The sequence below is a fragment of the Billgrantia ethanolica genome, assembly GCF_021404305.1.
Classification (GTDB): domain Bacteria; phylum Pseudomonadota; class Gammaproteobacteria; order Pseudomonadales; family Halomonadaceae; genus Halomonas; species Halomonas ethanolica.
The window spans coordinates 764,608-780,578 of the sequence record NZ_JABFTX010000001.1 but is presented as its reverse complement, the minus strand read 5'-3'; the positions used below and the strand labels follow the sequence as shown (position 1 = coordinate 780,578).

Sequence of the window (15,971 nt, the reverse complement as noted above, 5' to 3'; positions counted from 1 at the left end):
CGCAACGCAGCGATTCGCTCGCGCAGGCATTTGCATACCTTCAAGCACCCAGAGGCTTGCTGCATGCTCTACGCCCGACTGATCGTGATGCGGCTGCTCAAGGCCGTCGTCGTACTGTTCCTGATCGTCATCTTCAATTTCTTCCTGATCCAGATGGCGCCGGGCGACCCCGCCGCCATCCTGGCCGGCGAGGCCGGCGCCACCGACGAGGAGTTTCTGCGTCAGCTGCGCGAACGCTTCGGTCTCGACCAGCCGATCTATGTCCAGCTGTGGCGCTACGTCTCGGGCATCGCCATGCTCGATTTCGGCTGGTCGTATCGCCAGGGCATGCCGGTGCTAGACCTGATCCTTGCCCGCCTGCCGGCCACCCTGCTGCTCACCGGTACCGCCTTCGTACTGTCACTGGCGCTGGGCATCGTGGCCGGCTCCATGGCCGCAGCCCGGGTCAAGAAGCCCTCCGGCTCCATTATCATGGCCCTGGCCCTGCTGTTCTATGCCACGCCGCTGTTCTGGGTGGCGCTGATGGCGGTGGTGGTGTTCTCGGTCTTCCTCGGCTGGCTACCGGCCTACGGCATGTACACGGTGGGCGCCGGACACACCGGCTTTGCCCTGGTGCTCGACGTGGCCAAGCACCTGATCCTGCCTGCCACCACCCTGGCGCTGTTCTTCATGGCCATCTACACCCGCATGACCCGCGCCTCGATGCTCGAGGCAAGCCAGCAGGACTACGTCAAGACCGCACGCGCCAAGGGCCTCGCCCCGGGCGTGATTCAACGGCGTCACATTCTGCGCAATGCCCTGCTGCCGATCATCACCCTGGCCGGCCTGCAGGCGGGCCAGATGGTGGGCGGCGCCATCCTCACCGAGACGGTATTCGCCTGGCCCGGCATCGGCCGGCTAATGTTCGAGGCGCTTCAGCAGCGCGACTACAACCTGCTGCTGGGCATCTTCTTCTTCTCCGCCGCGCTGGTCATCGTCTTCAACATCATCACCGATCTGGTTTATCGCCTGGCGGATCCGCGCATCAAGGAGGCCTCATGAGCTTCTTCGCCCGCTTTGCCCAGAACCGCGGCGCTCTCGTCGGCCTGTTCATTCTGCTGGCCATCATCGCGATGGCGATGCTGGCTCCCTTCCTCTATCCCGAGTCGCCCTGGCGCATGGTACAGCGACCCTTCCTTGCCCCCATGGAGGTGGATGGGTTCTGGCTCGGCACCGACACCATGGGTCGCGACGTGGCCGCCGGGCTGATGCACGGCGCCTGGGTCTCGCTGCTGATCGGCCTGGTCTCGACCTCGGTGGCATTGCTCATCGGCGTGCCGCTGGGCGCCATCGCCGGCTATTACGGCGGTTTGATCGACGACGCCCTGATGCGCTTCACCGAGTTCTTCCAGACCATCCCCAACTTCGCCCTGGCCATCGTGCTGGTGGCGATCATGCAGCCCAGCGTGACCTCCATCGTGCTGGCCATCGCCATCGTCAGCTGGCCTCCGGTGGCACGCCTGGTGCGAGCCGAATTCATGTCGCTGCGCCACCGCGAGTACGTTGAGGCCGCGCGTCTCGTGGGCCAGACCAACCGCACCATCATCCTGCGTCAGATCCTGCCCAATACCCTGTCGCCGATCATCGTGCTGGCTTCGCTGATGGTAGCCACCGCCATTCTGCTGGAGTCGGCCCTCTCCTTCCTCGGCCTGGGCGACCCCAACGTAATGTCCTGGGGCTACATGATCGGTGCCGCCCGCACGGTGATCCGCCAGGCCTGGTGGCTGAGCTTCTTCCCGGGCCTGGCGATTCTGCTCACGGTGCTGGCGCTGAACCTGGTCGGTGAGGGGCTGGATGACGCCTTGAACCCCAAGCTCGCCCGCGAACGCTCCTAGGAGGACGACATGAAAGACAACGCTCCGGTATTGAGCATTCGCGGCCTGAGCCTGGCATTGCCCAAGGGCGCCGATCGCGACAACGCGGTAGAGGAAGTCAGCTACGACGTGGCTCGCGGCGAGATCATGTGCGTGGTCGGCGAGTCCGGCTCCGGCAAGTCGATGGCGGCCAACGCGGTGATGGGGCTGCTACCCAAGGGCGTGCGCCCAACCGCTGGTGAGGTGCTGTTCGACGGTCAGGACCTGCTCGCCCTCAACGAGAAGCAGCACCGCAAGTTGCGCGGACTGCGTATCGGCATGATCTTTCAGGAGCCGATGACTGCGCTGAACCCGCTGATGCGGGTCGGCGCCCAGATCGCCGAGGTATTCGAGGCGCATGGCAAGTTCACTTCGAAGGAGAGACAGCAGAGAGCCTTGGCGCTGCTAGAGGAGGTCGGTATACCCGAGCCGGACAAGGCGATTCGCGCCTATCCGTTCCAGCTCTCCGGCGGCCAGCGCCAGCGGGTGATGATCGCCATGGCGCTGGCGCTCGAGCCTGAGCTGCTGATCGCCGACGAGCCAACCACCGCGCTGGACGTCACCACTCAGGCTCAGATCCTTGAGCTGATCCGCGACCTGCAGGAGCGCCGTGGCATGGCGGTGATGTTCATCACCCACGACTTCGGCGTGGTGGCTGAAGTGGCCACTCGGGTCTGCGTGATGCGCTATGGCCGGGTCGTCGAGCTGGGCACGGCGCGGGAGATACTCGAAAACCCCCGCCACGAGTATACTCGCGCCTTGCTCGAGGCGATTCCCAGCAACGTCATACCCGAGGCCGTCGCTGTGGATCGGCCCGCGCCGCTGCTCGAGGTGCGCAACCTGAACAAGGTGTTCCGTTCACGTGGCGGCCTGTTCAAGCCGGCCCGTGAAGTGCGCGCCCTGGACGACGTCTCCTTCTCCCTGGCACCGGGTGAGACGGTGGGTATCGTCGGTGAGTCCGGCTCGGGCAAGTCGACCCTGGGACGCTGCGTGGTACGCCTGGAACGGCCCGACAGCGGCTCACTGAGCCTTAGCGGAACCGACTTCTCCGCCCTCAAGGGTGACGAACTGCGTCGTGAGCGGCATCGGGTGCAGATGATCTTCCAGGATCCCTACGCCTCGCTCAATCCGCGTCACCGGGTCGGCTACGCCATTGCCCAGGGCCCCATGGCCAATGGCATACCGCGCCGGCAGGCGATGCAGCAGGCCGAGGAGCTGCTGGAGCTGGTCGGTCTCGGCGCCGTGGCGGTGGATCGCTACCCCCACGAGTTTTCCGGCGGCCAACGCCAGCGCATCGGCATCGCCCGCGCCCTGGCACTGAAGCCGGAGCTGATCGTGGCCGACGAGGCGGTATCGGCCCTCGACGTGTCGATCCAGGCCCAAGTGCTCGAGTTGCTCGAGGAGCTCAAGCAGAAACTGTCGCTCTCGCTGCTGTTCATCACCCATGACCTGCGAGTGGCCGCACAAATCTGCGACTCCATCATCGTCATGCAGCATGGCCGCATCGTCGAGCAGGGTACCGCCCAGGAGGTGTTCCTCAGGCCACGGGAGGCCTACACCAGGCAGCTGCTGGACGCCATACCAGGCCGTGCGCACGAAGCCGCCATGGCCTGATGCCCCGCAACGATCGAGAAGGATGAAACAGATGCAATCGCTGTTGGATAGAATCGCCGCCATCGTTGGCGAGGGCAACGTGCTGATCGGCGAAGACGTCGCGCAGCGCCGGGTCGACTGGATGAGCGGCGCGAGCTGTCGCGCCGGCGCCATCGTCAGGCCGGCCGATACCGACGAACTGGCCCAGGTGATGCGCCTGTGCCACGCCGTCGCTCAGCCAGTGGTGACACACGGCGGCCTCACCGGCCTGGTGCATGGCGGCGAGGCGAGCCCGGACGAGCTGGCCATCTCGCTGGAGCGCATGACCGCCATCGAGGCGATCGACCCCATCGGCGGCAGCATGACGGTCCAGGCCGGTATCGCGCTTCAAACCGTGCAGGAGGCTGCCGCCGAACACGACCTGCAGTTCGCCCTCGACCTCGGCGCGCGGGGCTCCTGCACCATCGGCGGCAACATCGCCACCAATGCCGGCGGCGTTCGGGTCATTCGCTACGGCATGATGCGCCAGCAGGTACTGGGGCTCGAAGCGGTGCTGGCCGACGGCAGCGTGGTCAGTTCGATGAACCGCATGCTGAAGAACAACGCCGGCTACGACCTCAAGCAGCTGTTCATCGGCAGCGAGGGTACCTTGGGCATCGTCACCCGCGCCGTGCTCCGGCTGCAGCCGAGAATGGCCAGCGAGCGCACCGCGCTGGTGGCCTGCCCCGACTTCGACGGCGTGACCGGTCTGCTCAGGCACCTGGGGCGCGCATTGGGCGGCAGTCTGGGCACCTTCGAGGTGATGTGGCGCAATCACTACGCACTGCTCACCGAAGAGAGCGGCCGCAACACGCCGCCCCTGCCGGCACGCTGGCCCTTCTATGCCATCGTCGAGTCGCTGGGCAGTGACGACGCAGCCAACATCGAGCAGTTCAGCGCGGCTCTCGAGTCGGCCCTCGAAGCCGGCCTGATCGAGGAAGCCGTGCTCGCCCACTCCGACGCCCAGCGCCAGGGCATCTGGGATATCCGCGAAGACATCGAAGGACTGATCGACAATCTCTCCCCGCTGTTCACCTTCGATGTCAGCCTGCCCATTCCCGACATGGCCGACTACGCCGATGCGCTCGAACAAAGGATACGCGAACGTTGGCCCGAGGGACGTCTGGTGATATTCGGCCATCTCGGCGACGGCAACCTTCACGTGTCGGTGGGGGTTGGCAGCGGTGATTCCCAGACCCGCCGCGACGTGGAGCAGATCGTCTACGGCCCGCTGGCCGAGCTGGGAGGCTCGATCTCCGCCGAGCACGGCATCGGCCTCGAGAAGCGCGACTACCTGCCGCTATCCCGCACGCCTGGGGAGATTGCCTTGATGCGTACGCTGAAGCAGGCAATGGACCCAAAGGGTCTGCTCAACCGACACAAGATTCTGGCCGAGGAAGGATGACACCAGCATGTCGACTCGTGCTGGTATCGCGGCGCCTACCGGCCCGAGACGAGACCTCACCACGCTGGCGTTGATCGTGGCGATCGCGCTGTTCTGGGGCGGCAACTGGCCGGCGGTGCGCTTCAGTCTGATGGAGATCCCGCCGTTCACCCTGCGCGCCATCGGCTTCGTCACCGGCGCCGTGATGCTGCTGGGCTGGGCATGGCTGAAAGGCTGGCCGCTGGCTATCGCGCCTGGCGAGCGACTGTGGCTGGCCGTGACCGGCGGCTTCACCATCCTGGGATTCAACGTCGGGACTGCTTTCGGTCAACTCAACATGCCCACGTCTCAGGCGGCCATCATTGCCTTTACCATGCCGTGCTGGGCGCTGCTGCTGGCCATCGCTCTGCTCGACGAGCGGGTATCGCCACGCCAATGGCTGGGGCTAGGGTGTGGCCAGGCCGGGCTGCTGTTACTGCTCGGACCGGCTGCCTGGCACGCCGGCTTGGCAGGCCTTGCCGGGCCGGCGTTCGTACTGGGTGCCGCGCTGTCGTGGGCGCTGGGCACCGTGCTGACCAAGCGTCGCGGCACCTGGCAGGGCCATGCGGTGGTCATCACCGGCTGGCAATTCGCCCTCTGCGCCCTACCCATGATCGTGCTGGCGTCGCTGTTCGAGTCACCGGGCACGCCGGCTGCCTGGCAGGTTTCGACCTGGCTCGGACTGGGCTATCACCTGGTCTTCGCCATTTGCCTGGCCCAGATGCTGTGGTTCCGCAACGTCAACCGTCTCAGCGTGGCGCAGTCCACCATCAGTACGTTGCTGATCCCGGTGGTCGGCGTCCTCAGTGCCGTGGTGCTGCTCGGCGAAGCACTCACACCGAGGCTTCTGGTGGCGCTCGGTCTGATACTTGCGGCCGTGACCAGTGTCATGACCCCACGTCGGCCCACGACTTGAGCCAGCCCCAGGCTTCTGCAACGATCTGTCGTCAACGCGTATATGGAGTGCAGCATGCCCCGCTTTCCCGATCACTTGAACGGCTCCGGCCCCAGCAACCCCTTCCCCGGCATCAAGGTGCTGGAACGCCGCATCGGCCGCGAGATCCCCCACCGTCTGGGCTCCAACGAGGGCCTGGACATGCCCCACCGGGCGCTGCGCGAGCGCTTCGGCGACGCGATGACGGAGCATGTCTACTGCTACGGCGACGCGGAAGCGCTGGGCGTGCGCCAACGGCTCGCCTCGCTCTACGGGCTGCCGCTGGAACACACCCTGGTGGATGCCGGCGCCGACAGCCTGATCGCCCTGGCACTGCGTACCGTGGCAGAACCCGGTTGCACGGTGGTCAGCGCCAGCGGCACCTACCCCACCTTCGGCTATTTCGCTCGCGGTCAGAACTGTCATTTGGTGGAGCGGCCCTATCGCGAGGCGCCCGGCCTGCTCACCCCCGACCTCGAGGCGCTGCTGGCTTCAGCCCATGAGCACCGGGCCCGGCTGGTCTATGTCGCCAACCCGGACAACCCCAGCGGGCATCTGCACGGCGACGACGAGATCCGCCGGCTGCGTGCCGAGCTGCCCGACGATTGCTGGCTGCTGCTCGACGAGGCCTACCACGACTTCCGCGACGATGCCGACTCGCCGTTCAGCCGAGAAGCGCTGCCCGGCGTGATCCGTCTGCGCACGCTGTCCAAGGCCCATGGGCTGGCCGGAATGCGCATCGGCTACGCCATCGCCGAGCCGGAAACCCTGGCGATGATGATGAAGGTGCGGATCCATTACGCGGTATCCAGCCTCACCCAGGTCATCGCCGAAACTGTGCTCGATCACCACGCCGAAGTAGAGGCGCATATTAGTGCGGTGAAGGCGCGCCGGGAACGCCTCGCCCGCCATTTTCAGGAGCTGGGCGCCGAGGTGCTGCCGAGCGCCACCAACTTCATCGCCCTGCGCTTCGCGAGTGCGGAGCTGGCCGGACGGCTGAACCAGGAGCTGCTCGAGGCCGGCCGCCTGATCGCCCGCCCCGCGCACCCGGACCTCGGCCACGTACTGCGTATCACCGCCGTCGAGGACGCCCTGGTACCGGGTCGCTTCGACATTCTGGAGCGGGCGCTGGCATCGGGTGCATGAGCGCTCAGCCTTTGGCCTTCAAAAGCCCAGCATAGGGGTGGGCCAACGCAGCTGCAGCACCTTGCCCAGGCCCCACAGCAGGATGACGATACCAACGGCAAGCCCCAGGCTCGGCAGCCAGGGGCTGCGAAACTGAAGCTTGAGCAAGGCCAGCACGAACAGTCCGGCTGCCGGCAACGCGCCGATACCAAGAAACAGCGCCACGAAACCGAGCATCCAGGCGAAGAACAGCAGCCCCTTGGCGAAGAACAGCGGGCTGTCGTCGTCGTCGCCCAGATCGGTGTAATCGCTGGCTTCCCGCGCGCCCCGCCGCAGCCACTGTCGACCCAGTTCCAGCAGCGCCAGCAGGATGCCCAGCCCGGCCACCACGGTGGGAAACAGCCTCGCTCCCAGCGAGAACGACTGGCTGATAGTCAGCACGGCTACCAATCCCGCCAATACCAGAAGCACGAATGGCGTCTGCAGATGGCGTGTAAAGATGCCAATCAAGCGTGCTCTCATGGGCGGCTCTCCTTGTCGATCCCGGGACTCTCGGCCGCCTGTATCGCCTCGGCCCGCTGGCTGGTGTTGCGCTTGAGCCTCACGCTGGCCACTATCAGCGCCACCGCCAGCGCGCCGATCGTCAGCACGCCGGGACGCGTCAGCCACTCCCAGTCGTAAAGGTTGTAGGACATCCACAGATAGCGCTCCGCCAGTCCGCTGAGAATGAAGCCGATCAGCAGCGGCGGACGCGGCATGCCGCTGCGCTTCATCAACCAGCCCAGCAGCCCGAAGCCGAGCAGGAAGGCCAGGTCGGCCCAGTGCCGGGTCTCCTGCCAGGCGCCGACGATCACGATGACGATGATCACCGGGGCGATGTAGTGGAACGGCACGAAGGTGAGCCGTGCGATGGGCCGCGACAGCAACAGGCAGATGAAGGTACCGAAGACGTTGGCCAGCGCCAGCGACCAGATGATGACGAACACCAGGTCGAGATCGCGGGTCAGCATCTGCGGGCCGGGCTGAACGCCGAAGATCATCAGTGCCCCCAGCAGCATGGCCATGGCCGAGGAGCCCGGTACGCCGAACAGCAGAGTCGGCATCAGCACCCCGCCCTCCTTGGCGTTGTTGGCACTCTCGGGGGCGATCACGCCGCGCACGTCGCCCTTGCCGAAGCGGCTGCGATCCTTGCTGGTCTGGGCCACGATGCCGTAGTTGACCCAATCGATGATTGATGAGCCCATACCGGGAATGGCACCGATCACCACGCCGATCACGCTGTGACGAATCACCAGCCACTTGTGCCTGAGCGTGTCGCGTACCCCATCCATCCAGCCGTGGCCGAGGCCGCGAGCCCGCTCGGCAATGGCACCGCCACGCGCCAGCAGGTCGACGATCTCAGGCAGCGCGAACAGCCCCAGTGCCACGATGACCAGCGACAGTCCGTCGTAGAGGTAGAGAAAGTCCCCCGCGAAGCGATATTCCGCCGCCACCGGCGCGCCGCCGACGGTGCCGATGGCCAGCCCCGCGACTGCCGCCAGCATGCCCTTGAGCGGGCGATTGCCCGACAGCACCCCGATGATGGAGAGCCCCAGCAGGGTCAGCATGAACAGCTCGGGGGAACCGAAGGCGAGGATCAGCGGGCGCGCGAAGGGCACCACGGCGGAGAGCGCCAGGGCTCCGATCAGGCCGCCGATCAACGACGCCGTGAAGGCCGCCCCCAGCGCCCTGGCCGCCTCGCCTCGGCGAGCCATCGGATAGCCGTCCATGATGGTAGCCTGAGAGCCGGAAGAGCCGGGAATGCCCATCAGCACCGAGGGAAAGGTGTCGGCGCTGGGCACCGCCGCCGCAATACCGATCAGCAGGGCCACCCCGGCGTAGGCATCCATGCCGAACAGGAACGGCAGCACCAGCGCCATCCCCATCAACCCCCCCAGGCCGGGCAGAATTCCCACGGCAATACCGATCGCCACCCCGGAAAAGAGCATCAACAGGCGAAAGGGGTCGAGCAGAATCCAGAACGCATTGACGAACGCATCCAGCATGAGCACCTCATGTCATAAGCCCGTGCACGCGACGGCCGCCCGAAGCTCCGGGCGGCTCGTCGCGTGCGGGCGTCTCAGTTGAACTCGGTGCCGAAGCGCTCGTGCAGCATGTCGCGCAGGTAGTCGAGAACCTCCGGTGAGGCGGCGTCCATCGAAGCCTTGATCTGCCCCAGGTCGTCGCCCCACATGATCTCGTAGCCCTCGAGGATGTTGGCGCTGGCCTCCTGGAACTCCGGGTCGTTGACCATGGCCTCGACCCCCTCCCGCAGGGCCGCCATCGCCTCGTCGGGGATATCGCCATGCACCCAGACGGTACCGCGAGTGTTCTGTACCAGCGGCACGGTGACCTTGAAGGCCTCCCAGATGGTGCCGGAAGGCATCTCGCCGTGGATCTGCTCGTAGAGCTCGGGTGCGGTGATCATGTCCGGCACGGCAGGATCGCGCTGCGGATTGCCCTCGCCATCGATGAAGCCGATGGCATAGAGCGGCATGGCCAGCCCCTCATCCACCAGCGGCTGCACGCTGCTGAGATAGGCCGGCGTGCTCTGGGTGTTGATCATCAGTTCGCCACGTTCGAAAGCGATGCGCGTATCGCCGCGGCCGCCGTAGCCGGGTACCGCGCGGTAATTGAGTTCGAACATCTCCAGCGCCACCAGCGACTCGAGCAGGCCCACGGGATCGGTAATGCCCTTGGTCAATCGGCCTTGGGCCTCGAGCAGGTCGGCCGGGTCGTCGATACCTGCCTGGGTGGAGATCGCCGTCACGTGCCCCATGGGCGCGGCCACCACCGGCTCCAGCGCGTCGAGATCGAGTCTGAGACCCTGCAGGCCGAGGAAAGCGCGCAGATTCAGGTGGCCCGAGGCGGTCATCAGCGTGAGACCGTCATGGTCGACCCGCTCGGCGAATTCGTTGCTGCCCAGCAGGCCGCCGGCACCGGTGACGTTCTCGGACACGATGGTGGGGCTACCGGGGATGTGACGGCCCAGGTGCTGGCTGATCAGCCGGCCGAAGGTATCCGTGCCGCCGCCCGGCGAGAAGGGAATGATCATGCGAATGGTCTGACCGGCGTAGTAGTCGTCGGCGTGGGCGGCAGGAAGCATGACGCTGGCACCAAGGACCAGGCCGGTCGCGATGGCGGCGATCTTGTTATAGGTTGTGCGGGGCATGGCTAGCTCCAAGGTCGAAACGGAACGGAAGGCGTTGCTCACCCAAACCACTATAGTCACAGTTCTTCGTGACGACCTCGTGACATCGAGCTCAATCGGCCCGGCGCTCGATCCTGAGCCCATGCCGCTTGAGCTTGCGCACCACGCTGGGCTGGCTGATCCCCAGCCGCTCGGCGATGGCATAGGTGCTGGAGAGCGACCGGCACAGCGCCTGAAGCACCTCGCGTTCGACCCGGGCCAGATAGGCCGAGAGCCCTTCGTTCTCGGCCAGCTCGGCCGGCTGCGTCGTCTCGGCGTGTGAAGACGTCGGCGTCACGGATGAAACGTAGCCCCGTGTCGGCGAATGGATCGAATCGTCCGGGCTCGACAGCCAGGCGCGCTCCAGCCAGTTTTCCAGCTCTCTGACGTTGCCCGGCCAGTCGCCGCCCATCAGCTCCGGCCACACGCTGCCGTGCAGCAGCTTACGCTGGCCATAGCGCTGATTGAGGCGTTCGAGACACGCCTCGGCCAGCGCCGGGATGTCTTCGCGGCGCTCACGCAGAGGTGGGATGGTGACCGGAATCACGTTGACGCGATAGTAGAGGTCGAGGCGAAAGCCACCGCTTTCCACGCGCCTGGCCAGATCCTGATTGGTCGCCACCACCAGACGAAAATCGACCCGCCGCGGCCGGGTATCGCCCAGGCGCAGCACGCTGCCGTCCTGGATCACCTTGAGCAGCTTGGTCTGCATGGGCAGCGGCAGCTCGCCGATCTCGTCGAGGAACAGGGTACCGCCCTCGGCCTGCTCCAGCAGCCCCGCCTTGCCCTGGCGCGCCGCCCCGCTGAAGGCGCCGGGCTGATAGCCGAACATCTCCGACTCGAACAGGTTCTCGGGAATGGCGCCGCAATTGACCTCGATGAACGGCCCCTGACGGCGCCGGCTCCAGCGATGCAGCTGCTTGGCGAAGGCGCTCTTGCCGACCCCGGACTCGCCCAGCAGCAACACCGTGGCATCCGAAGGCGCAACGCGCTTGAGCAGCAGGGCCAGCTCACGCATCACGTCGCTGCGCACCTCCAGGCTGCCCATTGCCTCGTCGAGCTGACCGTCCTCCTGACCGGCGCCGGCCCCGCTGCGCTTGAGATGTTCGCTGAAACGCTTCTGCAGCAGCGCGTACTCGTCCTGCAGCAGCTGCAGGTCGGTCAGGTCGCGGGAGCGGCTGACGATGCGCTCGAGCCTGCCGTCGACATGTACCGGGTGCGCCTCGGCGATCACCCGCCGCCCCGTTCCCGTCACCTGCATCAGCTGTACCGGCCTGCCGGTGCGGATCACCTCCAGGCTGATGGAGGGCCTGAGCACACCCTGCGCCTCCAGCTGCTGCACCGTGCTGCCGACCAGTTGCTCCCGTGGCAGGCCGTAAACCGCCGCCGCGCCCGGGCTAACGTCCAGCACCCGCCCCTCGCCGTCGACGATGAAAAAGTGGTCGTTGGCCGTCTCGACGATGGTACTCACCACCGCGCTGTCGATATCGCTCATCAGGACACCAGCCGATGCATGAATGAATCAAGGATGCATTATTGCATCACCGCAGCCCCGCTGACGATTCGAAATTGCATCACCTCACCTGGCAGGCCCCGTGGCTACGAGGCCACCGGCTGGCACGAAACCTGCTAGACCTTGAGGAGTGAGCGACGATACCCCAACGATCAGGAGCCCCGCATGGCCGACTTCAACCAGCCGCTAGGCGGCAACGAGATGCCCCGCTTCGGCGGACCCGCCACCATGATGCGCCTACCCACCCAGCCCACGGCGGCAGGGCTGGACGTCGCCTTCATCGGCGTACCACTGGACATCGCCACCTCGAATCGCCCCGGCACGCGTCTGGGCCCGCGCCAGATCCGTGACGAGTCGCGCATGCTGCGCCCCTACAACATGGCCACCCGGGCCGCCCCCTTCGACAGTCTGCAAGTGGCCGACATCGGCGACGTGCCGATCAACACCTTCCACCTGCCCAAGAGCGTGGACATCATCACCGCCTTCTACGACGAGGTGCTCTCCCACGGCTGCGTCCCGCTGACCCTGGGCGGCGATCATGTGATCACCCTGCCGATCCTGCGCGCCATCGCCAAGAAGCACGGTCCGGTGGGGCTGATCCACATCGACGCCCACGCCGACGTCAACGAGCACATGTTCGGCGAACCCATCGCCCACGGCACTCCGTTTCGCCGCGCCCAGGAAGAGGGTCTGCTGGCCCACGGCAAGGTGGTACAGATCGGCCTGCGCGGTACCGGCTATGCCGCCGAGGACTTCGACTGGTGCCGCCAGCAGGGTTTCCGCGTGGTCACCGCCGAAGAGTGCTGGTACCGCTCGCTGGCGCCGCTGATGGCAGAAGTCCGCGAGCAGATGGGCGACACCCCGGTCTACGTCACCTTCGACATCGACGGCCTCGACCCCTCCGTCGCCCCCGGCACCGGCACCGTCGAGATGGGCGGGCTGACCTCGGCCCAGGGCCTCGAGATTGTGCGCGGCGCGGCCGGTCTCAACATTGTCGGCGGCGACCTGGTCGAGGTCTCGCCACCCTACGACCCCAGCGGCAACACGGCGCTGATGGGCGCCACCCTGCTCTACGAAATGCTGTGCGCACTGCCCGGCGTCAAGCGTCGCGACTGACACGAGAGCGCGGCGACCGACGCAAGAACTGCCTGACCCAACAACGACAAGCCAAGGGATACCCGTATGTCCTCCACTGACACGACTCATCGAACCCGCGACGGGGAAACCCCCTTCGAGCGCAACAACCTGCTCAAATTCCTGATTCCCTCCGCGCTCGGGGTGGGCCTGTTCCTGGTTCCCTTCCGCATCGGCGACACCATCAACATCGGCATGGGCTTCCTCGCCGACGGCCTCAAGGCGCTGCTCGACGGCGCCCTGCCGGCTATCGCCGTCATCGTGCTGGTGCTCTCCGTGCTGGCCACGAGCTGGATCAAGCTCGCCCGCCCGAGCTGGGCCGAGAAAGGCGTGATGCACGACATGTTTCACGTCGGCCCGGTGTGGTTCGGCATGCGCATCCTGGGGGCGGCCTTCGCCCTGATGACGTTCTTCCAGTTCGGGCCGGAGTTCGTCACCGCCTCGTTCACCGGCGGCGTGATGCTCAACGACCTGGCGCCGGTGCTGCTGACCTTCTTCTTCTTCGCCGCCCTGCTGCTGCCGTTCCTGGTCGAGTTCGGCTTCATGGAATTCATCGGCAGCCTGGTGCGCAAGCCGTTCCGGGTGATCTTCAACCTGCCCGGCCGCAGCGCCATCGACGCCACCGCCTCGTGGATGGGTTCCGGCACCGTGGGCGTGCTGATCACCACCCAGCAGTACGAGAAGGGCTTCTACAATCGCCGCGAGGCCTCGGTGATCGCCACCAACTTCTCCATCGTCTCGATCGCCTTCAGCCTGCTGATCACCAGCTTCGTCGACCTCAACCACATGTTCATCCAGTTCTACTTCACCGTGGTGGTGGCAGGCCTGATCGCGGCGGTGATCGTGCCGCGCCTGCCGCCGCTGTCGCGCAAGCCGGACACGTACTACGAGCCGGTCGGCTGTCAGCTGGCCGAGAAACGCACCGAGGAGATGGGCCTGCTGCGCTACAGCCTGACCCAGGCGGTGCGCCGCGCCGAGCGCTCCCCCGGCCCGCGCGAACTCGCCCGCAACGCCCTGTTCAACGTCGCCGACATCTTCCTCGCCCTGCTGCCGCTGGTGTTCGCCATCGGCACCGTGGCGCTGATACTGGCCGAGTTCACGCCGCTGTTCACCTGGCTCTCCTACCCCATGGTTCCGGTGCTCGAGCTGCTGCGCATTCCCGAGGCCCAGGCGGCGGCTCCCGCCACCCTGGTGGGTTTCGCCGACATGTTCCTGCCGGCGGTGCTGGCGACCAACATCGAAAGCGAGCTGACCCGCTTCGTGATCGCCTGTCTGTCGCTGACCCAGCTCATCTACATGTCCGAGATCGGCGCGCTGCTGCTGAAGTCGAAGATTCCGCTCAAGCTGTGGGAACTGGTCGCCATCTTCCTGCTGCGCACGGCCATCACGCTGCCGATCATTGCCTTCATGGCCCACACCTTCTTCTTCTGAGGTTCGCGATGACCCGCCAATCGATGACCTGTGGCCAATGGTTGCTGACGCTGCTGCATGAACGGTATGGCGTCGATACCGTGTTCGGCATCCCCGGGGTGCATACCGTGGCGCTCTATCGCGGCCTGGAAGAAAGCGGCGTGCGCCATGTCACCCCGCGCCACGAACAGGGCGCCGGCTTCATGGCCGACGGCTATGCTCGCGCCACCGGCAGGCCCGGCGTGTGTCTGATCATCACCGGCCCGGGGATGACCAACATCGCCACCGCCATGGGCCAGGCGCTGGCCGACTCCGTCCCGATGCTGGTGATCTCCAGCGTCAACCGCCGCGACACCCTCGGTCGCGGCCAGGGTCGGCTGCACGAGCTACCGAGCCAGCAGCAGCTGATGGCGGGCGTGTCGCGCTTCAGCCATACCCTGCTCGACCCGAGCGCCCTACCGGAAGTGCTGGCGCGAGCCTTCGCCGTGTTCCAGGGCCAGCGGCCGGGGCCGGTGCACATCGAGATCCCCATCGACCTGTTCGACGCCCCGGTGGCGTCAACCGAACTGCCGCCACCGGCGCGCCTGTTTCGTCCGGCACCGGACCCGGCTGGACTGGCCCTGGCCGCCGACTGGCTGCGCGCAGCGAAGCGTCCGCTGGTGCTGCTGGGCGGCGGCTGTATCGACGCCCCTGCTGCAGCCCGGGCGTTGGTGGAGCGCCTGGACGCCCCCACGGTGACTACCATCAACGCAAAGGGCCTGCTGGGCCGCGACCACCCGCTCGACCTGGGCGCCAACGCAGCGCTGCCCGCCGTCCGCGAGCTGGCCCGCGAGGCCGACGTGGTTCTCGCGGTGGGCACCGAGCTGGGCGAGACCGACTACGACGTGGTCTTCGACGACGGCTTCGAACTGCGCGGCCGGCTGATCCGCATCGATCTCGACGCCCAGCAGCTGGTGCGCAACCAGCAGGTCGCGCTGGGCCTGGTGGCCGATGCGGGACGCACGCTGGCGCTGTTGGCGGAACACTTCCCCGCGCCGTTGCCTCGTGGCGGCGCCGAACGCACCGCGGCTACCCTGGCCGCGCTCGATTTGAACGACGATCCGGCCTTCGCTCCCTTCGTGCCGTTCTACGCCACGCTGGGCGAAACCCTGCCCGACGCCATCCTGGTCGGCGACTCCACCGCACCGGTCTATGCCGGCAACCACCTGGTCTCGCAGCCCGAGCCGCGGCGCTACTTCAACGCCTCCACCGGCTACGGCACCCTGGGCTACGGCTTGCCCGCCGCGCTGGGCGCCCAGCTTGGCCAGCCTGCGCTGCCCGTGGTGGCGCTGGTCGGCGACGGCGGCGTGATGTTCACCCTCAGCGAGCTCGCCACCGCTGTGGAAGCGCGCCTGCCGGTAGTGATCGTACTGTGGCACAACCAGGGCTACGAGGAGATCCGCCGCTACATGGACGCCCACGGCGTCACGCGCTGCGGCGTCGACATCCAGGCGCCGGACTTTCAGGTGGTCGCCGCCGGCTTCGGCTGCCAGGCAGTGCGGGTGAGCGATCCGGCCGGCCTGGCCCAAGCACTCGCTTCGCGGCCGCTCGACGCGCCGTTGCTTGTCGAAGTGAATGCCGCAGCCTGGCAACAGGCCGTCACCTGCGACCTCGACTGACGATCTCCACTGACAGAGAGA

13 protein-coding genes are annotated in these 15,971 nt (G+C 66.6%); 9 read left to right on the top strand and 4 right to left on the bottom strand.

What is annotated here, in order from left to right; all coding sequences use genetic code 11:
- Positions 1-63 precede the first annotated feature (63 nt).
- Genes HOP53_RS03575 through HOP53_RS03550 form a run of 6 tightly spaced genes read left to right on the top strand, consistent with a single transcriptional unit; the run spans position 64 to position 7,027 of the window.
- Positions 64-1,041: an ABC transporter permease gene (locus HOP53_RS03575; protein WP_234268721.1), complete on the top strand. Its 978-nt coding sequence runs from the start codon at positions 64-66 to the stop codon at positions 1,039-1,041.
- Positions 1,038-1,874 carry an ABC transporter permease gene (locus tag HOP53_RS03570; RefSeq protein ID WP_010628461.1) on the top strand — a complete coding sequence of 279 codons (837 nt, stop codon included), beginning with the start codon at positions 1,038-1,040 and terminating at the stop codon, positions 1,872-1,874. The genes HOP53_RS03575 and HOP53_RS03570 overlap by 4 nt, the downstream gene beginning before the upstream one ends.
- Before the next feature lie 9 nt (positions 1,875-1,883).
- On the top strand, positions 1,884-3,506 hold the full coding sequence (locus tag HOP53_RS03565) for an ABC transporter ATP-binding protein (protein WP_234268720.1): 1,623 nt from the start codon (positions 1,884-1,886) through the stop codon (positions 3,504-3,506).
- 31 nt (positions 3,507-3,537) lie between these two features.
- Entirely contained in the window at positions 3,538-4,929 is a 1,392-nt protein-coding gene (locus HOP53_RS03560; RefSeq protein WP_234269685.1) for an FAD-binding oxidoreductase, read from the top strand.
- Positions 4,930-4,936: 7 nt separating this feature from the next.
- Positions 4,937-5,863 carry a DMT family transporter gene (locus HOP53_RS03555; RefSeq protein ID WP_234268719.1) on the top strand — a complete coding sequence of 309 codons (927 nt, stop codon included), beginning with the start codon at positions 4,937-4,939 and terminating at the stop codon, positions 5,861-5,863.
- 54 nt (positions 5,864-5,917) lie between these two features.
- Positions 5,918-7,027, top strand: coding sequence for a pyridoxal phosphate-dependent aminotransferase (locus HOP53_RS03550; protein ID WP_234268718.1), 1,110 nt, complete (start codon positions 5,918-5,920; stop codon positions 7,025-7,027).
- Between the two features lie 18 nt (positions 7,028-7,045).
- On the opposite strand, the gene HOP53_RS03545 is transcribed toward HOP53_RS03550, so the two are convergent.
- From HOP53_RS03545 to HOP53_RS03530, 4 genes are all read right to left on the bottom strand, one after another.
- On the bottom strand, positions 7,046-7,528 hold the full coding sequence (locus HOP53_RS03545) for a tripartite tricarboxylate transporter TctB family protein (protein WP_234268717.1): 483 nt from the start codon (positions 7,526-7,528) through the stop codon (positions 7,046-7,048).
- The gene (locus HOP53_RS03540; protein WP_234268716.1) at positions 7,525-9,051 is read right to left on the bottom strand and encodes a tripartite tricarboxylate transporter permease; all 1,527 of its coding nucleotides are present in this window, start codon (positions 9,049-9,051) and stop codon (positions 7,525-7,527) included. The genes HOP53_RS03545 and HOP53_RS03540 overlap by 4 nt, the downstream gene beginning before the upstream one ends.
- A 74-nt stretch (positions 9,052-9,125) precedes the next feature.
- Positions 9,126-10,217 (bottom strand): Bug family tripartite tricarboxylate transporter substrate binding protein, encoded by a 1,092-nt coding sequence (locus tag HOP53_RS03535; protein WP_234268715.1) that lies wholly within the window; start codon positions 10,215-10,217, stop codon positions 9,126-9,128.
- Positions 10,218-10,308: 91 nt separating this feature from the next.
- Positions 10,309-11,730 carry a sigma-54 interaction domain-containing protein gene (locus tag HOP53_RS03530; RefSeq protein WP_234268714.1) on the bottom strand — a complete coding sequence of 474 codons (1,422 nt, stop codon included), beginning with the start codon at positions 11,728-11,730 and terminating at the stop codon, positions 10,309-10,311.
- Between the two features lie 183 nt (positions 11,731-11,913).
- On the opposite strand from HOP53_RS03530, the gene speB reads away from it, so the two are divergent.
- The 3 genes from speB (at position 11,914) to HOP53_RS03515 (ending at position 15,950) form a co-directional block, all read left to right on the top strand.
- Positions 11,914-12,864 (top strand): agmatinase, encoded by a 951-nt coding sequence (gene speB, locus HOP53_RS03525; protein WP_234238962.1) that lies wholly within the window; start codon positions 11,914-11,916, stop codon positions 12,862-12,864.
- A gap of 66 nt (positions 12,865-12,930) precedes the next feature.
- Positions 12,931-14,313, top strand: a complete 1,383-nt coding sequence (locus HOP53_RS03520; protein WP_103967898.1) for a YjiH family protein — start codon at positions 12,931-12,933, stop codon at positions 14,311-14,313.
- A gap of 8 nt (positions 14,314-14,321) precedes the next feature.
- Positions 14,322-15,950, top strand: coding sequence for a 5-guanidino-2-oxopentanoate decarboxylase (locus tag HOP53_RS03515; protein WP_234268713.1), 1,629 nt, complete (start codon positions 14,322-14,324; stop codon positions 15,948-15,950).
- Positions 15,951-15,971 lie beyond the last annotated feature (21 nt).